The sequence below is a fragment of the Ruegeria sp. CK1 genome (assembly GCF_056536545.1).
The window spans coordinates 38,467-56,873 of record NZ_JBQFPX010000009.1 but is presented as its reverse complement, the minus strand read 5'-3'; the positions used below and the strand labels follow the sequence as shown (position 1 = coordinate 56,873).

Genomic DNA, 18,407 nt, shown 5'->3' with positions numbered 1-18,407 from the left:
GTAGAAGGCAAGAGGGCTGAAATGGCGCAGGCGGTTGTAATAGGGGCTGGCCCCGCTGGCCTGATAGCGGCTGAGGAGTTGGCTGTTGCCGGTCATGAGGTGCTGGTGGCCGAAGCAAAACCGTCGGTCGCGCGTAAATTTCTGATGGCGGGAAAGTCGGGCCTGAACCTGACCAAAGACGAACCGCTTGAGACCGTGATGCAGGCCTATGGTGAGGCGACCGACTGGCTGTACCCTATGATCGCTGAATTTGATGCCGCCGCAGTGCAGATTTGGGCGCAAGAGTTAGGGCAAGAGATGTTCACCGGCTCGACTGGGCGGGTTTTTCCTAAGGTGATGAAAGCCTCGCCCTTGTTGCGCGCTTGGCTGGCGCGGTTAGACGCTGCGGGCGTTGAGATCAAAACACGCTGGCGTTGGTTAGGGTGGGACGATGATGCGTTGCTTTTCGACACAGCAGATGGCCCGCAAAGGGTCACGCCGGATGTCACCATATTGGCCATGGGCGGAGCTAGCTGGGCTCGGTTAGGGTCAGATGGGCAATGGGTGGAATATCTGCGGGACAAAGGTGTCGAAGTTGCGCCCTTTGCCCCGGCGAATTCGGCGCTGTCCGTTGAGTGGAGTTCTCACATGCAGCCGCATTTCGGCGCAGCACTGAAATCGGTGTGTTGGACAGCTGGAGCTTTGCAAAGCCGTGGCGAGGCCACAATTTCGGCGACCGGGCTGGAAGGCGGCGGGCTGTACACTCTGACGCCAGCCTTGAGAGACGGCGCATCACTTTACGTTGATCTGGTGCCTGATCTGGACAACGCTGCAATTCAGTCTCGGTTAAAGGGAAAGAAATCCAAAACTACACTGTCGCAGTGGTTGAAGAAATCGCTGCGCCTGCCACCGCAGAAAGTGGCGCTGTTTCATGAAATGGTCAAAGGCAATGCGTTGTCACATGAACACTGGTCCGGCGCTCTTAAACGCCTACCGATCCGGCACGCTGGCTTGCGTCCAATGGACGAAGCCATTTCTACGGCTGGTGGTGTCAAGCGTGCTACGCTGAACGGCGGATTGATGCTGACTGCGTTGCCTAGTGTTTATTGCGCCGGAGAGATGCTGGATTGGGAAGCCCCTACGGGGGGGTACCTTCTGACGGCCTGCTTGGCGACAGGCAGGTGGGCTGGACGTTCTGCGGTGAAATGGTTGCAGGCGAATTAACGAGACCGCGCCAGCATCGCCAGACGGATCATCGCACGCTCAACCAGCGCCATTGCAGGCGCCGTTTGTCCAGCCGAACGCAGTGAAAGGTCGGTGTCAGTTAGAACGGTCAATGCTGTTTGTAATTTGGGTGCGCCCCAACCTTGCGCCTGCCGCAATACCCGGTCGCGGCGTTTGCCATAGATCGGTGGTCGCAGTTTTCCGATTCCCTGCGCCGCTCCGCCGGGGTCCGAGGCGCAGCCATAAAGCGTCCGGAAATGCCGAGTTGCGCCGATACACAGAGTGACTGCGTTGGTACCTTGTGATTGTAATCGCCGGATCAGCGGACCGATCTCTCCGGCGCGACCTTCAGCGACGACATTCAAGACGTCGTCCAGCGCAGCCTCGGTTGAGCGCGGCGCGCAGGCTTCGATGTCCTCAATTGTCAGATCAGAATCGTCTCCGCGCTTGTAAAGAGACAATTTTTCAATCGTTTGCGCGAAATCTCCGGGGCTGATTCCGGTGGCTAACTCAGTGATCGCAGACATTGAATCGCGGGGGATGTTCTGGACTCCGGCCTCGGACAGAACCCTTTCGATTTCACCGCGTGAGGGTGGATCGTCATAGATTCCAACTGCGTAAGCTGATGGGTGCGCCTCGAAGGCTTTTCGAATTTTAGAACTGGGTTTTAACTGCCCGGCAGTGACGATGATCTGAGCATCGCCGGGCGCCCAATCTTCGAAGGCTGCAATGATTGCAGGGGCGGCGACGTCGGTGGTGTCTTCGACAAAAACAGCGCGCGGTCCGGGAAAAAACCCAACTGCTTTGACTGCGTCCAACAGCAAGGCCGGATCGCCGCGTAAGTCAGCGCCGGGCATGCGGGTCAACCGCATTTCCTCTTCGGCGCCAGCACCTAGAAGCGCAGCCAGAACCTGCTGGCGTTTCAGCGCCACGCGCATCGCGTCTGCGCCGTAGATCAGCAGCCCGGTCTTGTCGGCGTCTGGACGGGCGAAATACCCCTCAGCCTCGCGCGGGCTAAGCTTCATGCGCCAAGACTCGGCGCGGCGTAAAGTTCGTTCATGATCTGGTCCGACAACATAACCATCAGGCGCTCTTTGGCATCTCGTTCGTCTGCAAGCGTTGATACCGTCGATCCAGCAGCAGAATACCCGACAAAATTTTCAACCGAGCCAGAGGCAATGACGCGCCCCGATTCTTTCGATTTCAGAGAATAGTTCGCGGTGCCGTCGATCGTATAACGATTTGTTTCGTTCGACGTAGTGATCGCCGCGCGCCGCGTGACGGTGGAAACCCTGACATTCAAGTCGTATTTGCCGCCGGATGTTGCACTGCGCCCCAGCCTTTGTTCCAGATTTTGGACCAAAATATAGCTTTCGGTTGAGTTGGGTGCCGATACCTTCACCTGACCGTTCAACTCCGCGCCTGAACCTCCGGGCGCGTAGACGGGTTCAAAGCCGCAGGCAGCAAGCGCCAGCGGCATCAGCAAAAGGGTTCTGCGATCAAACAACGACATTCACAATCCGGCCTGGAACTACGATCACTTTCTTAGGCGCAGCACCTTCCAGCGCCTTCTGCACAGCTTCGGTGCTAAGCGCGATTTTTTCAACCTCGTCCTTGGCCAAATCCTTGGCCACGCTGATTTCCGCGCGACGCTTGCCGTTGACCTGGATCGGCAGGGTGACAGTGTCATCGACCAGCATCGCTTCATCTGCGACAGGCCAGGGCGCAGTGGCCACCAGACCTTCGCCGCCCAAAAGCTGCCAGAGTTCTTCTGACAAGTGCGGAGTCATCGGAGACATCAGCTGCGCCAGCGTTTTAGCCGCTTCACGCTTGGTGGCGAGGTTCGCTTGGGATTTTGAAAGTGTATTGGTGAACGCATAGAGTTTCGCAATTGCGGCGTTAAATCCGAAGGACTCAAGGCCAAGCGAAACATCTTGAATGGTCTTGTGTGTTTCGCGCAGCAGGTCTTCGTCTGGCTTAAGCTTGGTACCGTCGAGTTTTCCAACCTCAACGTTATCATGCACCATAATATCAGAAGCGATGCGGTAGACGCGGCTGAGGTGTTTGAACGCAGCCTCGGCTCCGGACGCGGTCCATTCCACATCGCGCTCGGGCGGCGAATCAGACAGTACGAACCAACGGGCGGTATCGGCGCCGAAGGCCGAGATGATGCTGACCGGGTCCACAACGTTTTTCTTCGATTTCGACATCTTGGCCGAAGGGATGATCTCGACCTCAGTACCGTCGGCCAGTTTGCCGTCGGTCACATCCTCGGGCAGGTGATAGACCGGGCGGCCATTGGCGTCGCGGGTCTGGTAGATCTCGTGCGTCACCATGCCCTGAGTGAACAGCGCGTTGAACGGCTCGATGGCCTTTTTAGGCAGGTGACCGGTAATGTTCATCGCCCGGGCAAAGAATCGGGAATAGAGCAGGTGCAGAATCGCGTGCTCAATGCCGCCGATATACTGATCGACATTCATCCAATATTCGGCCTCGGCCAGATCGGTCGGGGTTTCAGCGCGCGGGGCTGTGAAGCGGGCATAATACCACGACGAATCGACGAACGTGTCCATCGTATCGGTTTCACGTTTGGCTGGCGCGCCGCAGGACGGGCACGGCGTGTCGCGCCAATTGGGATGGCGGTCCAACGGGTTGCCGGGAATCGAAAAGTCGATGGGTTTGCCGTTGCCGTCATCATAAGGCAGCTCAATCGGCAGGTTCTCTTTCTTCTCGGGCACCGTGCCGCATTTTTCACAGTGAACAACGGGAATCGGACAACCCCAGTAGCGTTGGCGGGATAACCCCCAGTCACGCAAGCGGTATTTGGTGACGCCTTCGCCCCATCCGGCCTTTTCGGCGAAATCAACAGTGGCGTTGATCGCCTCATCACCCGTGGCCTCGGTTAGGCCCGCGAAATGGTTCACCCAACGGACTTTCTCGGTCTTCGGCGGGACAAAGGCGATCTTGTCGACCGGCGTGTCGTCATCCAGCGCAAAGAACGTATCGACCACAGGCAGGCCGTACTTGCGGCAGAAATCGAGGTCGCGCTGGTCATGGGCCGGGCACGCGAAGATCGCGCCTGTGCCGTAATCCATCAGGATGAAGTTGGCGATCCAGACCGGCAGTTCCCAGTTCGGGCCCAGCGGGTGCTTGACGCGGATACCGGTGTCATAGCCTAGCTTTTCAGCCGTTTCGATAGCCTCTTCCGTTGTTCCACCCTTACGACATTCGGCAACGAATTCAGCAATTTCCGGGTTTTCCGCTTCCAGTTGCTTGGCAATCGGGTGATCTGGCGAGATGCCGACAAAAGACGCACCCAGCAGCGTATCGGGGCGTGTTGTATAGACGGTGATCGGCTCTCCGCCATCGGTGCGTTCAAAGCCAAATTGCAGGCCGCGTGACTTGCCGATCCAGTTTTCCTGCATAAGGCGCACTTTGGCGGGCCAATTGTCCAGCGTGTCCAGCGCATCCAGCAATTCTTCGGAGTAATCCGAGATTTTGAAGAACCACTGAGTCAGTTCACGCCGTTCCACCAGCGCGCCCGAGCGCCAGCCGCGCCCGTTTTCCACCTGCTCGTTGGCCAACACGGTCATATCGACCGGATCCCAGTTCACCACGGCGTTTTTGCGGTAAACTAGCCCTTCATCGAGCATATCCAGAAACAGCGCCTGTTGCTGTCCGTAGTATTCCGGGTCACAGGTGGCGAATTCACGCGACCAGTCTATCGACAGGCCCAGAGGCTTCATCTGACCGCGCATGTCGTCAATATTGTTATAAGTCCAATCCTTGGGGTGGCCGCCAATTGCCATGGCGGCGTTTTCGGCAGGCATCCCGAACGCGTCCCAACCCATCGGGTGCAAAACGTTATGACCGGTTGCCAGCTTATGCCGTGCGATTACGTCGCCCATCGTATAGTTGCGCACATGCCCCATATGGATTCGGCCAGACGGGTAGGGAAACATCTCAAGCACGTAGTATTTCGGCTTGTCTGTCTTGTGGTCGGCGGTAAAGATTCCGGCCTTGTCCCAGGCCTCTTGCCATTTTGCTTCGATTTCGTTGGCCGAGTAGCGAGACATCGTGCGGTCCTTCGTGAATAAAAACGCCGGGCGTTAACCCGGCGTGGTAATATTGTGATTTTTGGCGGGTTACTAGAGTTTGTTGTCCGCAATGCGCAACTGACGGGCCCGCGACAGGATCGCATCCTCAACCGCGCGGGTTGTCGCGGCACTGACCGGAGACCCGCCGCTGGTTTGCAGCGACACGGACAGCGAGCGTGCCGCTAGCGCCGGATCACTGATATGAACGGTCGCGCGATATTGCCGCCCGCCACCCGGGGGCGTGCCGTAACCCGTTACAATCACACCAGTAAACGGATCGACCTCTTGCACCGGGAGGAAATTCAGAACATCCAACGACGCGGCCCACAGGTAGCGATTCACACTTGTGACTTGTTCTGAATTGGCGCCGTTGAAAAGATCCCAGATGGTCGAGCGGTTTGGATCGTTGAACTCTTGTTCGTCAGAATTGCCGCCGGTGGCGACAACATTCGGGTTGGGATCGGCACCCCGATTCTGTCCGCAGGCCGAAACGGCAGCAGTCACTATGATCAAACCGAAAATCGTCTGCAGGCGCATTATCGACTGGTCCTGTTCACTTTGGTCAACGTTGTTACAGATACTCCTAGACAAGGACCTGTTCAGCAACAACCCTATTATTGTCGTCTAAGGGTAGCCCTTGGGCCGGCTCAGCCGCAAAAACAGACTGTGGCATCCTTGCACCAATTTGTGGGCAATGCTGTCAAATTATTTATGCCAAGCTTGCGTGTAGGGGGCAAAAAGAGCGAAACGGTTCCCGTGCTGAGACATGTGCTGAGGCATGTGTCGAGTAGAAAAACTTTTGAAACCGAGGGAAACAAGATGAAAAAAGTTCTCTTCGCATCGACCGCTCTGATCGCAACCGCAGGTGTTGCAGCGGCCGAGTCCGGCGTTAACTTCAGCGGCTACGGCCGTTTTGGTGTTGGCTACCAAGAAGACCGTAGCTTCACCACGACCACTGTTATCACTGGTACTTTTACGACCGCCGACGGTTCTGTTGTTACTGATCCAACAGTTACCGCAGCTGTAGAAGGCACCGACACCATTCTGGTATCGCGCTTCCGTCTGAACATCGACGGTTTCACCGAAACCGATGGTGGCGTTCGCTTTGAAGGCCGTGTTCGTTTGCAAGCCGACGAAAACTCGGCAACCGGCGAAGCCAACAACGCCCTGCTGAACGGCGCGCGCTTCTCGGTTATCTATGGTGGTCTGCGTGTTGACGCCGGTAACGTTGCCGGTTCGTTCGACAACCTCGCAAACTACTACGGTAACGAAGTTGGTCTGGAACTGTTTGCAGGTCAGTATTCGGGTGTTGATTATGACTTCCTGAGCTACGTGTCTGGCGACAACCCAGGTGCAAACGCTGTGTTCTTCCAGTACGCAGTTGGTGATTTCGCCTTCGGCGCATCGTATGACCAGCAGGACGCAGTTACGCGTACGATTACTGCCAATGGCGGTGATATCCCAATCGTAACAGCTGATACCGACAGTGCGGACCGTTGGGACGTAAGCGCGACTTACACCTTCAACAACATCACTGCAGCTGTGGCTTACGGTCAAACTGACACAGCCGACGGCGGCGACAAGCCTAGCTTGACCGTTCTGACCTTGGGCGGTGAATGGGGCGACTTCGGCGGTACTCTGTTTGTTGCAGACGATAAAACCCGCGTAGACGCAACTGACGGCACCGCATGGGGTCTGTCGGCTTCCTACAACCTGGGCGCCGCAACTACTCTGCTGTTCGCCTACGGTGACGGCTCGGCTGACGAAGATACTCAGCAGATCGCAATCGGTGCCATCTACGACCTGGGCGGCGGTGCATCGCTGCGCGGTGGTATCGGCCAGAACGACTGCAGCGTTTGCGACTCGCAAATCGTTGCGGACTTCGGTGCGCAGTTCAACTTCTAAGTTGATCTGAACCGCAAGGTTTAAGGGCAGGTCTTCGGGCCTGCCCTTTTCTTTTTCGCCGACATGGTGTTCTTCTGCGGCTAAAGCAGATTGAGGAATATAATGTCGCTGCAAGATATCACTGCCCGCATTGCCAAAGCTGAAACCGCTGCCGGAAAGTCCGCCGGGTCTGTAAAGTTGATCGCTGTTTCAAAGGTTCAGCCAAATGAGCGTGTTCAAGCTGTTCTGGACGAAGGCCACCGGTGTTTTGGTGAAAACCGGGTTCAGGAGGCTGCTGGCAAGTGGCCAAGCTTTATAGAGCAATTCCCGGGCATCGATCTTCACTTGATTGGGCCACTGCAAACCAACAAAGCCCGACAGGCGTTCGAACTGTTCAGTACTATACACTCTGTCGATCGGCCCAAACTGGCCAACACCCTGGCCAGGTTGGCTCATGAGATGGGTAAGTGCCCGGACGTGTTTCTTCAGGTCAATACAGGGGAAGAAGAGCAAAAAGCCGGAGTCTTGCCCGCAGATGCCGATGCCTTCGTTGCAGAGTGCCGGGGTTTGGATCTTCCGGTGAAGGGGCTCATGTGTATCCCTCCAGTCGAAGAAGAACCTTCGCTGCATTTCGCACTGCTGGCCAAGATCGCAGAACGCAACGGTTTGTCTGGTCTGTCCATGGGAATGAGCGGGGATTTCGAGCAAGCCATCGCACTAGGGGCTACTCATGTGCGGGTGGGCTCGGCCATATTCGGTGAACGCGTTAAGCCTGAGGGATAATGAGACGCGTTCCGATATGGACTTTTTCGGCGATCCACCGCAGGTGATTGGGGTGGAAGGCAATGCAACCCTCAGTCGGGTGGCCGGGGCGCCGCCACTGGTGAATAAAGATCGCCGACCCGTGACCAGGTACCGCGTTGGGCCAATTCCAATCCGTGATCAAAACCAGATCATACAGTGGATCGGCGCGGCGTAGTTTTTCATGGCTGAAGTCATAAGGGGCGCTGACAAGGCTGTTATAGTGGCTGTCTTGGCAATCATCTGACCACAAATCGCGTGGGCCGATGGGGATCGCCCACTCCGCTGGCTTTGAAATTCGATCCGGCCGATAAAGCATCCCCACGATGTGATGCACACCCGTGGGCGTAGCACCGTCCCCTTCCCGCTTGCTGTTGCTCAGCCCACCCTTGCCGATCGAGCAGGGAAAGACCCTTCCGGCAAACCGAATACCGCGTGGAGTAAGAACCAAATCATCTGGGGTCACAGCAAATGCCCTGATTTAGCTGCCTTGGTGGCCAGATACCCCCGATTATGAGCGGTTTCACCAACCTTCAATGGCACGCGCTCGGTCACGGCGATTCCGGTATTTTCCATCATAGCGATTTTTGCGGGGTTGTTCGTCAGCAGCCGAACCGAGCTGAATCCCAAAGACTTCAGAATGTCCGAGCCCAGCCGGAAATCTCGCTCGTCATCTTCAAATCCCAACCGGTGGTTGGCCTCGACTGTGTCAAAACCCTGATCCTGGAGGAAATAGGCGCGCATCTTGTTTGCCAGACCGATCCCGCGCCCCTCTTGGTTGAGGTATAGCAGTACACCGGCCCCTTCCGTACCCATTTGTGCCAGCGCGCCACGCAATTGCGGACCGCAATCGCATTTTAGGCTACCCATAAGGTCACCGGTGAAACAGGCTGAGTGCAAACGTGCCAAAACCGGCTTGTCCCGATCTGGGCGACCGATTTCTACGGCGTAATGTTCTTCGCCTCCGTCCTCGGGGCGAAATACGTGGAGTCTTCCGGTTTCGGACACTTCCATGGGCAAGCGCGCGGCAACTACCGCATGCAGCTCACTGCGGTCGGCCAAATGAGGCGCTGCACGGGTGTGATCGATACAGGTTAGCCCATTCTCGGCGGCAAAGCTGCGCCCATCCCCGATCTGCGCGATCACTGCCGCCGGCAAAAGACGAGCCGATTTTGTAAGAGCAATAGCAATGCGATGCAGATTCGCATTTCCCTGACGTTCCGTCATCAGGGGGCCCTTCATCGGCGCGTTCAAGTCGTCAGATGGATCTGCCACGGCTTGCACCCAACCGATTTCTGCATCTGACGGAATAATTACACGCGCCAAATCACCGTCATAGGCCCGGGCTTTCAACGTCTCGGCCCGTCGTGCGGTGATTGCAACAACAGGCTCGCCCCCAAGGCCGCGCAAGTCGGCCAGCCGCTGGGCGCTTAGCGTCTCGGTTGCGATGGCGAGTACGCTGAAGCCGCTTTCATCCGTCAGGGCCACCGGAACGCCCATACGCAGATCGGCGCGGGCCCGCGCCAGCAATTCTGAAATATCCGGGATCAGACTCATGTATGTTACCCTGTAACGTTTCGATCTTCCTCCTAGCGTGATCAGAGGGAAATGTGAAACATTTCCTCCGCGTCAGACACGAGGGCGTGAGACGATTGCAGTAAACCTTGTTGATTGCATCTTTCGCGCGCAAGTGGTGGAAAAGGCTTAGGAGGACCGGACATGGCTCAGCTCAAGAAAATCCTGCTGGTGGATGACGACGAAGACCTACGCGAAGCGCTCAGTGAGCAGCTTGTGATGACCGAAGATTTCGATGTGTTCGAAGCTCATGACGGTCAGTCCGCGATGGAACGGGCGCGCGAAGCGATTTACGACCTGGTCATTCTGGACGTCGGCCTGCCGGACACCGATGGCCGAGAGCTGTGCCGCCTGATGCGCAAGCAGGGCGTAAAAAGCCCGATTCTGATGCTGACAGGCCATGACAGCGACGCAGACACGATTCTGGGATTGGATGCTGGTGCTAACGACTATGTTTCCAAGCCGTTCAAGTTTCCGGTGCTTTTGGCACGTATCCGCGCCCAGTTACGCCAGCACGAGCAGTCTGAAGACGCTGTGTTCGTTCTGGGGCCGTATACTTTTAAGCCTGCAATGAAGATGTTGATCACTGAAGAAGATCGAAAAATCCGGCTGACTGAGAAAGAAACTAACATTCTCAAGTTCTTATACCGTTCGACCGATGGTGTAGTCGCCCGCGATGTGCTGCTTCATGAGGTTTGGGGGTATAATGCCGGTGTCACCACCCACACGCTGGAAACTCACATCTACCGCCTACGTCAAAAGATCGAACCCGATCCATCCAATGCGCGCCTTTTAGTCACAGAATCGGGTGGATATCGTTTGGTCTCTTAACTCGTTGTGGATTGCCGTGGATCAAAGTGATACTCTGGTGGTTAAGTTAGATTACTCCCATCCCGTGCATGTCCGGGTTATGACATGTACCTCCCTGTTGGACTGCCGGGCCTGATGGCCCGGCCTTTTTTTGGGAAAGTAGCTTGGATCAGGATGTGAACCCTTGCTCCGAATTGGCTTGGGGTGTGGACAGGTACCAAGGGTTCTGTCTTTAAAGTGGATCAGCTGGTCGTGTCCTTCTCCAACACGGTGCCGTAGGTTATACCGCTGCGAAGGCTGCGGAAATCAGCAAAGATCTTGCCATCTTCAAAGGTGGCATCAACCAATCCATTCACCTGACGGTCTTCTCCAACCCGGCTTTCGACCATGGAGATTGAGCCCGAGCCATCGCGGCTGATTGTTCCCGTCACCTGACCTTCATGCCACTGGTCCGAGTTGGTGCGACTCCATTTGCTGGTACCCCAGAATGCGTTGTCCTCTTGCTCTTTGATTTCAATAACCCATTCGGACTGATTGAATCGCGGAGCACCATCGCTGTGTTCATTGGGCAAGGCCGCAACTGTGTGGGTACCACTCCAAACGCCACGCAGGTCGGGTGTTGTGTCGGCAACGGCATGGGTCGCAAGGGCAAGGGTGCTGGCCAGAGCGGCGGCACCAAGTGTTTTAAATCTGGTCATAGTCTCCTCCATTTTTCCTACCCCCGATGTTGGAAGTCGACGGGCTGATTTCCATGTTTGGGCGAGTTCATTAAGTGGAATTCATCTGCGCTTTATGTGGGGTAGGGGGTAGCGAAACGCGCTTGCATCAATACGCGTCAGTAGAATCACGGCATTACCCATCTGTGATGGAACACCGTACCTGATGACCCGGCTTTTCTGTCTTTTAGAAGTGAATATTACAGGATTTTTTACCACCGCGTTCAGCATTGCATCACGCCTTTTGTTCCTGTAATGTTCTTATTCTAATTTACGGGAGGCGGCTGAGATGATTGAAGGCAGTTGTTGTTGCGGAGCCGTCAGATTCCAGCTTGTAAATCCACCATCCCTTATGGGCACATGCCATTGCTCTCGGTGTCGTAAGGCCGGGGCCAGTACAATTGTGTTTGTTAAAAAAGAAGACCTGACGTGGATTCAGGGGAAAGACAAAGTCGTGTTGTATCAGCCGGGCGCACCATACAAATACGGCAGGTGCTTTTGCAGGATGTGTGGAACGTCCCTCGGTGAAATTCTGTCGGAAGAAGACAGTTTCCCGATCGCAGCAAACGCCTTGGATACGGCCTTTGACCAGCGAGTCCAGTTTCACGAGTTCGTTTAGGAAAAACCGGATTGGTATGAAATTTGCGACGACGCACCCCAGTCTGACGGTCACCCGTCGTAGGCGATCTTTTCCCATGGTACCCCAACCAACACCACGCTAACCTCCGGACAACCGCGACAGAGGAATCCCCCATGCCTTTCACCCTTGCCACCTGGAACATAAACTCGGTCCGCTTGCGCGAGCCCATCGTGCTGAAACTGCTGCAGGAAGAGGCGCCGGATGTTTTGTGTTTGCAGGAATGCAAGTCGCCCGTCGAAAAGATTCCGACCGAGGGGTTTGCCGAGCTGGGTTATACCCACATGATCGCTCGGGGGCAAAAAGGCTACAACGGGGTCGCCATCCTGTCACGCCTGCCGCTGGAAGAGGTCGGGGACAAAGACTTTGCCGGTCTCGGCCATGCCCGACACATCGCCGGACGGCTTGAAAACGGCGTTACCATCCACAATTTCTATGTCCCTGCGGGTGGAGACATTCCGGATCGCGAGAAAAACGAAAAATTTGGGCAAAAGCTCGATTACCTCACCGACATGCGCGACTGGTTCCATGCTGAAAAGCCCGGAAAATCTATTCTGGTCGGCGATCTGAACATTGCGCCGCGCGAAGATGACGTGTGGTCGCACAAACAACTGCTCAAGGTCGTGTCGCATACACCGATCGAAGTTGAGACGCTGGCTGAAACGCAGGATGCAGGCGGTTGGGTTGATGTGACCCGGCAGGATATTCCTGAAGGCCAGCTCTATAGTTGGTGGTCCTATCGGGCGCGCGATTGGGACGCTGCGGATAAGGGGCGACGACTGGATCATGTCTGGGCGACACCCGATATTTCGAACGCCGGTCATTCCAGCCGTATCTTGCGCGACGCCCGCGGATGGGAGAAACCCAGCGACCACGCTCCTGTTTTTGCCAGCTTCGACCTTTAAACTCACAACTCTGCCCTTGGTTTCCGCCGCAAGCGGTTGCATATAGAGCGCAAGTTCGAACTGGAGAGTGAACACCATGGATCTTCTGAACGCCGCAGCCAGCCCCGAGGCCACCGATCTGATCAAGGATGGGTCCGAAGCGACATTTATGGCCGACGTAGTCGAAGCATCTCAGGAAACGCCGATCATCGTTGATTTCTGGGCACCGTGGTGTGGACCATGCAAGACATTGGGTCCTGCGTTAGAAGAAGCCGTGTCCGCCGCAAAGGGTGCGGTGAAGATGGTTAAGATCAACGTGGACGAGGCACAGATGATCGCAGGCCAGCTGCGCATCCAGTCGATCCCCACTGTCTATGCATTCTTCCAAGGCCAACCAATCGACGGGTTTCAAGGCGCGCTGCCGGGGTCCGAGATCAAGGCGTTCATTGACCGTGTGATCGAGGCGGCAGGCGGTGAAAGCCCCGGTGGTCAACTGGACGACGCCGTTCAGGCCGCCGAAGAGATGCTGGCCGAAGGGGCCGCCACCGATGCGGCGCAGACTTTTGCTGCCATTCTGGGCGAAGACCCAAACCATGCTGCCGCCTATGGCGGACTGGTTCGTGCGCATATCGCGGCTGGGGATCTGGAGCAGGCGGAGGCTATTCTCAACGGTGCCCCCGCCGAGATTTCCACATCGGCTGAGTTAGAAGCCGCGCATGCACAGTTGGAGCTTGCAAAACAAGCTGCCGATGCCGGTCCCGTGGCTGAACTGACCGCTGCGGTAGAGGCTGAGCCTGACAATCATCAGGCGCGGTTCGACTTGGCCCAGGCTTTGCACGCCAATGGTGACGTGGAAGAAGCCGTCGCACAGTTATTGGAACTGTTCCGTCGGGATCGTGAATGGAATGACGGTGCCGCAAAGACGCAGCTGTTCACCATATTCGACGCGCTCAAACCCAATGATCCGATTGTTCTGAACGGGCGGCGCAAGCTCAGCTCGATGATATTTGCCTAATTTCCGATCAGAGCTACACTCGAATACATGATGCATCCTGCTGACTTGCCGGAAACGGTATCCGTTTTCCCATTGCCCGGAGCGCTGTTGCTGCCCCGCTCACGCCTTCCGCTGCATATTTTCGAACCTCGATATCTGCAGATGCTGGATGACGCGCTGAAAACGCAGGAGCGGTTAATTGGCATGGTGCAGCCGAACCCCTGCCAGAGCAATGACAGTAAATTGCACGTGATCGGTTGCGCCGGTCGGGTGACGCAGTTTTCGGAAACCGAGGATGGCCGTTATCTAATCACATTGACTGGGATTTCCCGGTTTCGCGTCCAATCCGAACTGGACGCTTTTACGCCGTACAGGCGCTGCGCCGTATCTTGGAACGGGTTTGACCGCGATCTTGGCAAGGCCGAAGTGGATGATACCTTTAACCGCGTAAATTTTCTGAATCTGCTTGAACGTTTTTTTGCTTCGCGTCAGCTTTCGACCGACTGGGACACATTGAAAGACGCCGATGATGAGTTGCTGGTGAACTCATTGTCGATGTTGCTGGATTTCGAACCCGAAGAAAAACAGGCGTTGCTTGAAGCGCCCAGCCTGCGTACGAGGCGCGAGACGCTTGTGACGCTAATAGAATTTGCCATGCGTGGCGGAACGAATGAGGAAAAACTGCAATGACCGAGGCTGAACACCCATTCGACCGCCGTATGCTTGAGGCACTGATTTGCCCGCAAACACACACTACTCTGCATTACGATGCCGAAAAGCAAGAGCTGGTGTCCAAAGCGGCAAATCTTGCCTTTCCGATCCGGAACGGCATCCCGGTCATGTTGATCGACGAAGCGCGCGTACTCGATTAGATCGCGCGGCCTTGCAGCAATTTAGGTAAGTCTCCCGTCAAACCAGCGGCCTCGCGCACAAAACCGCGGCGCAGGCCCGGCAAAGATCCCACGATCCCCATCCCGATATCGCGACCAGCCCGCAGCAGCGGGTTGTCGTTTGAAAACAGCTTGTTGAACACGTCTGTGGCCATAGCCAGCGCGGCGGTGTCGAAGCGACGCCATTCCTGATAGCGCTCCAATACAAGGGCAGAACCGATATCCTCACCGCGTCGTCCAGCCAGCGTCAACACCTCGGCCAGGGCGCCAACGTCACGTAGACCGGCGTTCAAACCTTGACCCGCGATAGGATGCATGCCGTGGGCGGCGTCCCCTACCAAAGCCATGCGTGCGCCGATGAACGAATTGGCGATGGTCATGTTCAAAGGATAGGTGAAGCGGTCTCCGGCCAATTTGATTTCGCCAAGGAAATCTCCGAACCTGGGTCGCAATACCTGTAGATAGTCGGCCTCGGGCAGGGCGTTGATCTGCTGTGCCGTTTCAGTTCGTTCGCTCCAGACAATCGAGCTTCGGTTGCCGGTCAGCGGTAAAATGGCTAAAGGGCCGGGTGGCATAAAGAACTGATGCGCCACGCCGTGATGCGGTAGTTCGTGTTCTATGGCGCAAACCAGCGCCGTTTGACCGTATTCCCAGCCGGTGCGTTTAATGCCGGCCCGTGCAGCAGTGCCACTTCGGCGGCCGTCGCAACCAACCAACAGACCACCTGTGACAGTGCTACCATCGTCCAGTGTCAGCGTTGTAGTGGTCGCGTCAGCCTCCTGCCCGACGACCGTTTTGCCATTTATCTGGGTAATAGCTTTCTCTTTAGCCATTGCATCCAGAAAGGCACGGCGCAAATGGCGGTCTTCAACCATGTAGCCCATCGGGCCTTCTTCGATCTCGGCATGGTCGAAATGCATGAAAAACGGTGATGGCCCTGCGCCCGCATGGCCGTCAGTGACCTTGATTTCAAGCATCGGCTGGGCGTGATCTTCCAGCCCATTCCAGATTCCGATCGCCTCGAGCAAACGGTGCGAGGCAAGGGCCAGCGCATAGGCGCGCCCGTCAAAGGCAGCGTTCTTTCGCACATTCTCGGCCAGAGCGTCGATCACGGTGACGGAATGACCCGTCTGTGCAAGCGCCAAAGCCAAAGCCGGACCGTTTAGGCCGCCGCCTACAATCAGGATATCTGAAGTCTTTTCCATGCCTCGCAATATGCGCGCCCATTCGGGATTGTCCATGTGCGGTCCTGTCGCTACCGTCCGGTGAAACACACTTTTTCCAAGGGGGCAGGGATGCAGGATTGGCTGACCATGACGGCATGTGATTTGGGTCGGGGTATCGGTATGGGCCGGATAGATCCGGTCGAGTTGACCGAAACCTACCTGGCCGCGATCGACGCGCATTCCCATTGCGACCGTATCTATGCTCGCGTGACACATGATCGTGCGCGCAGTGAGGCAAAAGCCGCTCAGGCGCGCGCCAAACTGGGATTGCGGCTGTCGCTGCTTGACGGGGTGCCGATCAGTTGGAAGGACCTTTTCGATACCGCTGGAACAGCAACTGAGGCAGGAACGGCTTTGTTAAAAGGTCGTGTGCCCGAGGCCGACGCAGTTGTTGTGCGCAACGCGACTGCCATGGGGGCTGTTTGTCTTGGCAAAACCCATATGAGCGAGCTTGCCTTCTCCGGTCTAGGTCTGAACCCGATCACAGGCACGCCGCCTTGTGTAGACGATGAAGAAGCGGTTTCAGGTGGCTCGTCCTCGGGTGCTGCCGCGTCTGTCGCTTGGGGGCTGGCGGCCGGAGGTATTGGATCGGACACAGGTGGATCAGTGCGCATTCCGGCGGCCTGGAACAATCTGGTAGGACTGAAAACCACTGCCGGGCGGGTTAGTTTAGAAGGAGTGGTTCCGCTATGCCTGCGTTTCGACACGGCGGGGCCTTTGGCGCGTTCGGTTGAAGATGCGGCTCATTTGCTGGCTTTGATCGAAGGTGGCACCCCTGCCGATCTGCGCGGTGCCAGCCTGAAAGGCCGCCGTTTCGCCGACCTGCAGAATGTGGCCAAGGACGATCTTCGCGACGCCCCGCGCAAGGCCTTCGAAGATGCGCTGGACCGTCTACGAGATGCCGGGGCCGAGATCGTGCCGCTGGAAGTTCCCGAGTTGAATGAGGCAATGGGACTATCTGGCGTTCTTTACACCACCGAAGCCTATGGTCTGTGGCGCGACGTGATCGAGGCCAACCCAGGCGCCATGTATCCCGAGATTCTGGAACGGTTCCGTGCGGGCAAGAATAACTCGGGAGCCGATTACATTGCTGCGTGGTCCAAGTTGAAAGCCTGCCGGACCTCGTGGGATGCGGCTACCTCGGGCTTTGACGCCGTTCTGGCCCCTACCGCGCCAATTTTGCCGCCGAATCTGGAGCGGTTGATGAGCGACCATGACTACTACGTCACTGAAAACCTGTTGGCCCTGCGCAATACACGGATCGGGAACCTTATGGGGCTAGCGGCGCTGACTTTGCCCACAAGTACCCCAGGTTGTGGGCTGATGATGATGGGTTTTCCTGGCTCGGAAGAGGCACTTTTGCGGCTTGGATCAGCGGCTGAGGCGGCATTGGCCTGAATGCCACAATCCCCTGATTCGGCTCCTCTTTGTCTGGACGAAACTGGGTGCGACCTGTAACCTGCCTTAAAAACGGGGCGTTAATGATCCCGATATTGAGGCAGTAGTTATGAATTTCCCCGAGCGGTTTTCGAACCTACCGGAATATGCATTCCCGCGTCTACGCACTCTGTTGGATCATCACCAGCCGGGCGGAGATGTGATTCACATGACCATCGGTGCGCCGATGCACGCCTTTCCGTCCTGGGTGACGGATGTGATTATGGAAAATGCCGCAGGGTTTCAGGGCTATCCGCCGAACGAAGGTTCGCCCGAGTTACGCAGCGCGATCACCGATTGGATCAATCGCCGCTACGGCGTAGCGATGGACCCCGAGACCAATGTTATGGCGCTGAACGGCACGCGTGAGGGGTTGTACAACGCCGCCATGGCATTGTGCCCGGAACAGAAGAATGGCCAAAGGCCAATCGTTTTGTGCCCGAACCCATTTTATCAGGTCTATATGGTTGCCTCGATCTCAGTCGCGGCTGAGCCATATTTTGTGCCTGCCACCGCCGCCACTGACCATCTGCCCGATTATGCTGGGTTGCCCGAAGAAGTGCTGAATCGCACTGCCGTGGCCTATATCTGTTCGCCCGCGAACCCGCAGGGTGCGGTTGCTTCGCGCGATTATTGGGCCGAGTTGATCCGTCTGGCTGAGAAATACGATTTCCGCATTTTTGCGGATGAGTGTTATTCCGAGATTTACCGTGACGAAGCGCCGACTGGTGTGCTGACTGTTGCCCAAGACCTGGGCGCTGATCCCGAGCGGATCACCCTGTTCAATTCATTGTCGAAACGGTCGAACCTCGCCGGGCTTCGTTCCGGGTTGATAGCAGGTGGTCCCGAGACGATCAGGCGAGTCAAGCAACTGCGCAGCTATGCGGGCGCGCCTTTGCCCGCACCTTTACAGGCAGTTGCCGCCCGCGTTTGGGCCGATGAAGACCATGTTGCCGAGAACCGGGCGCTGTATCAGGAAAAATACACGATTGCCGACGAGGTGTTTTCTGGTGTGCAGGGCTACATGCCGCCCGAGGCGGGGTTTTTCCTGTGGCTGCCGGTCGAAAACGGCGAAGAAACCGCTTTGAAGCTCTGGCAGGAAACCGGTGTTCGGGTGCTGCCGGGCGCATATCTTTCTCAAGGTGATCCGGGGCAAAACCCGGGCGAACAATTTATCCGGGTCGCGATGGTGGCCCCAAAAACAGAGATGAAGCGCGGGCTGATTACGCTCCGCGACTGCATCTATTCGTGAG

At 56.6% G+C, this 18,407-nt stretch carries 19 protein-coding genes; 11 read left to right on the top strand and 8 right to left on the bottom strand.

What is annotated here, in order from left to right; genetic code table 11:
- Nucleotides 1-21 precede the first annotated feature (21 nt).
- Nucleotides 22-1,203, top strand: coding sequence for a TIGR03862 family flavoprotein (locus ACR0L3_RS17560; protein ID WP_480747054.1), 1,182 nt, complete (start codon nt 22-24; stop codon nt 1,201-1,203).
- On the opposite strand, the gene holA is transcribed toward ACR0L3_RS17560, so the two are convergent.
- The 4 genes from holA to ACR0L3_RS17540 all read right to left on the bottom strand — a co-directional run bounded on the left by holA (nt 1,200) and on the right by ACR0L3_RS17540 (nt 5,837).
- Complete coding sequence (gene holA / locus ACR0L3_RS17555; RefSeq protein WP_480747053.1) at nt 1,200-2,228, bottom strand: DNA polymerase III subunit delta; 1,029 nt, start codon at nt 2,226-2,228, stop codon at nt 1,200-1,202. The two genes, ACR0L3_RS17560 and holA, sit on opposite strands and share 4 nt — an antisense overlap.
- Nucleotides 2,225-2,716: an LPS assembly lipoprotein LptE gene (gene lptE, locus ACR0L3_RS17550; RefSeq protein ID WP_480747052.1), complete on the bottom strand. Its 492-nt coding sequence runs from the start codon at nt 2,714-2,716 to the stop codon at nt 2,225-2,227. The genes holA and lptE overlap by 4 nt, the downstream gene beginning before the upstream one ends.
- Nucleotides 2,703-5,279 carry a leucine--tRNA ligase gene (gene leuS / locus ACR0L3_RS17545; protein ID WP_480747051.1) on the bottom strand — a complete coding sequence of 859 codons (2,577 nt, stop codon included), beginning with the start codon at nt 5,277-5,279 and terminating at the stop codon, nt 2,703-2,705. Before leuS ends, lptE begins: the two co-directional genes overlap by 14 nt.
- Before the next feature lie 72 nt (nt 5,280-5,351).
- Nucleotides 5,352-5,837, bottom strand: coding sequence for a DUF3576 domain-containing protein (locus tag ACR0L3_RS17540; protein ID WP_480747050.1), 486 nt, complete (start codon nt 5,835-5,837; stop codon nt 5,352-5,354).
- A 282-nt stretch (nt 5,838-6,119) separates the two neighbouring features.
- Here ACR0L3_RS17540 and ACR0L3_RS17535 point away from each other — a divergent pair, with 282 nt between their 5' ends.
- Nucleotides 6,120-7,205, top strand: a complete 1,086-nt coding sequence (locus ACR0L3_RS17535; protein WP_480747049.1) for a porin — start codon at nt 6,120-6,122, stop codon at nt 7,203-7,205.
- Nucleotides 7,206-7,307: 102 nt separating this feature from the next.
- Complete coding sequence (locus tag ACR0L3_RS17530) at nt 7,308-7,967, top strand: YggS family pyridoxal phosphate-dependent enzyme (protein ID WP_480747048.1); 660 nt, start codon at nt 7,308-7,310, stop codon at nt 7,965-7,967.
- Here ACR0L3_RS17530 and ACR0L3_RS17525 read toward each other — a convergent pair.
- Both ACR0L3_RS17525 and ribA read right to left on the bottom strand, forming a co-directional pair.
- On the bottom strand, nt 7,951-8,451 hold the full coding sequence (locus tag ACR0L3_RS17525; RefSeq protein WP_480747047.1) for a L,D-transpeptidase family protein: 501 nt from the start codon (nt 8,449-8,451) through the stop codon (nt 7,951-7,953). The genes ACR0L3_RS17530 and ACR0L3_RS17525 overlap by 17 nt on opposite strands.
- On the bottom strand, nt 8,448-9,542 hold the full coding sequence (ribA, locus tag ACR0L3_RS17520; RefSeq protein WP_480747046.1) for a GTP cyclohydrolase II: 1,095 nt from the start codon (nt 9,540-9,542) through the stop codon (nt 8,448-8,450). The genes ACR0L3_RS17525 and ribA overlap by 4 nt, the downstream gene beginning before the upstream one ends.
- Before the next feature lie 162 nt (nt 9,543-9,704).
- Between ribA and ACR0L3_RS17515 the strand changes: the two genes are divergently transcribed.
- A complete protein-coding gene (locus ACR0L3_RS17515; RefSeq protein WP_058283107.1) occupies nt 9,705-10,391 on the top strand; it encodes a response regulator transcription factor in 687 nt (228 codons plus the stop codon).
- Between the two features lie 221 nt (nt 10,392-10,612).
- Here ACR0L3_RS17515 and ACR0L3_RS17510 read toward each other — a convergent pair whose 3' ends face one another.
- Nucleotides 10,613-11,068, bottom strand: coding sequence for a hypothetical protein (locus ACR0L3_RS17510; RefSeq protein WP_480747045.1), 456 nt, complete (start codon nt 11,066-11,068; stop codon nt 10,613-10,615).
- A gap of 307 nt (nt 11,069-11,375) precedes the next feature.
- Between ACR0L3_RS17510 and ACR0L3_RS17505 the strand changes: the two genes are divergently transcribed.
- The 5 genes from ACR0L3_RS17505 (at nt 11,376) to ACR0L3_RS17485 (ending at nt 14,473) form a co-directional block, all read left to right on the top strand.
- A complete protein-coding gene (locus ACR0L3_RS17505) occupies nt 11,376-11,705 on the top strand; it encodes a GFA family protein (RefSeq protein ID WP_480747044.1) in 330 nt (109 codons plus the stop codon).
- A gap of 134 nt (nt 11,706-11,839) precedes the next feature.
- Nucleotides 11,840-12,628, top strand: a complete 789-nt coding sequence (locus ACR0L3_RS17500) for an exodeoxyribonuclease III (RefSeq protein WP_480747043.1) — start codon at nt 11,840-11,842, stop codon at nt 12,626-12,628.
- Between the two features lie 76 nt (nt 12,629-12,704).
- The gene (locus tag ACR0L3_RS17495) at nt 12,705-13,622 is read left to right on the top strand and encodes a tetratricopeptide repeat protein (protein ID WP_480747042.1); all 918 of its coding nucleotides are present in this window, start codon (nt 12,705-12,707) and stop codon (nt 13,620-13,622) included.
- 27 nt (nt 13,623-13,649) lie between these two features.
- A complete protein-coding gene (locus ACR0L3_RS17490; RefSeq protein ID WP_480747041.1) occupies nt 13,650-14,291 on the top strand; it encodes an LON peptidase substrate-binding domain-containing protein in 642 nt (213 codons plus the stop codon).
- Nucleotides 14,288-14,473 carry a Trm112 family protein gene (locus ACR0L3_RS17485; protein WP_480747040.1) on the top strand — a complete coding sequence of 62 codons (186 nt, stop codon included), beginning with the start codon at nt 14,288-14,290 and terminating at the stop codon, nt 14,471-14,473. The genes ACR0L3_RS17490 and ACR0L3_RS17485 overlap by 4 nt, the downstream gene beginning before the upstream one ends.
- Here ACR0L3_RS17485 and ACR0L3_RS17480 read toward each other — a convergent pair.
- The gene (locus ACR0L3_RS17480; RefSeq protein WP_480747039.1) at nt 14,470-15,732 is read right to left on the bottom strand and encodes an FAD-dependent monooxygenase; all 1,263 of its coding nucleotides are present in this window, start codon (nt 15,730-15,732) and stop codon (nt 14,470-14,472) included. The two genes, ACR0L3_RS17485 and ACR0L3_RS17480, sit on opposite strands and share 4 nt — an antisense overlap.
- A gap of 54 nt (nt 15,733-15,786) precedes the next feature.
- Here ACR0L3_RS17480 and ACR0L3_RS17475 point away from each other — a divergent pair, with 54 nt between their 5' ends.
- Together ACR0L3_RS17475 and ACR0L3_RS17470 are read left to right on the top strand one after the other, a co-directional pair.
- Nucleotides 15,787-17,115: an amidase gene (locus tag ACR0L3_RS17475; RefSeq protein ID WP_480747038.1), complete on the top strand. Its 1,329-nt coding sequence runs from the start codon at nt 15,787-15,789 to the stop codon at nt 17,113-17,115.
- A 109-nt stretch (nt 17,116-17,224) separates the two neighbouring features.
- Complete coding sequence (locus ACR0L3_RS17470) at nt 17,225-18,406, top strand: aminotransferase class I/II-fold pyridoxal phosphate-dependent enzyme (protein WP_480747037.1); 1,182 nt, start codon at nt 17,225-17,227, stop codon at nt 18,404-18,406.
- Nucleotide 18,407 lies beyond the last annotated feature (1 nt).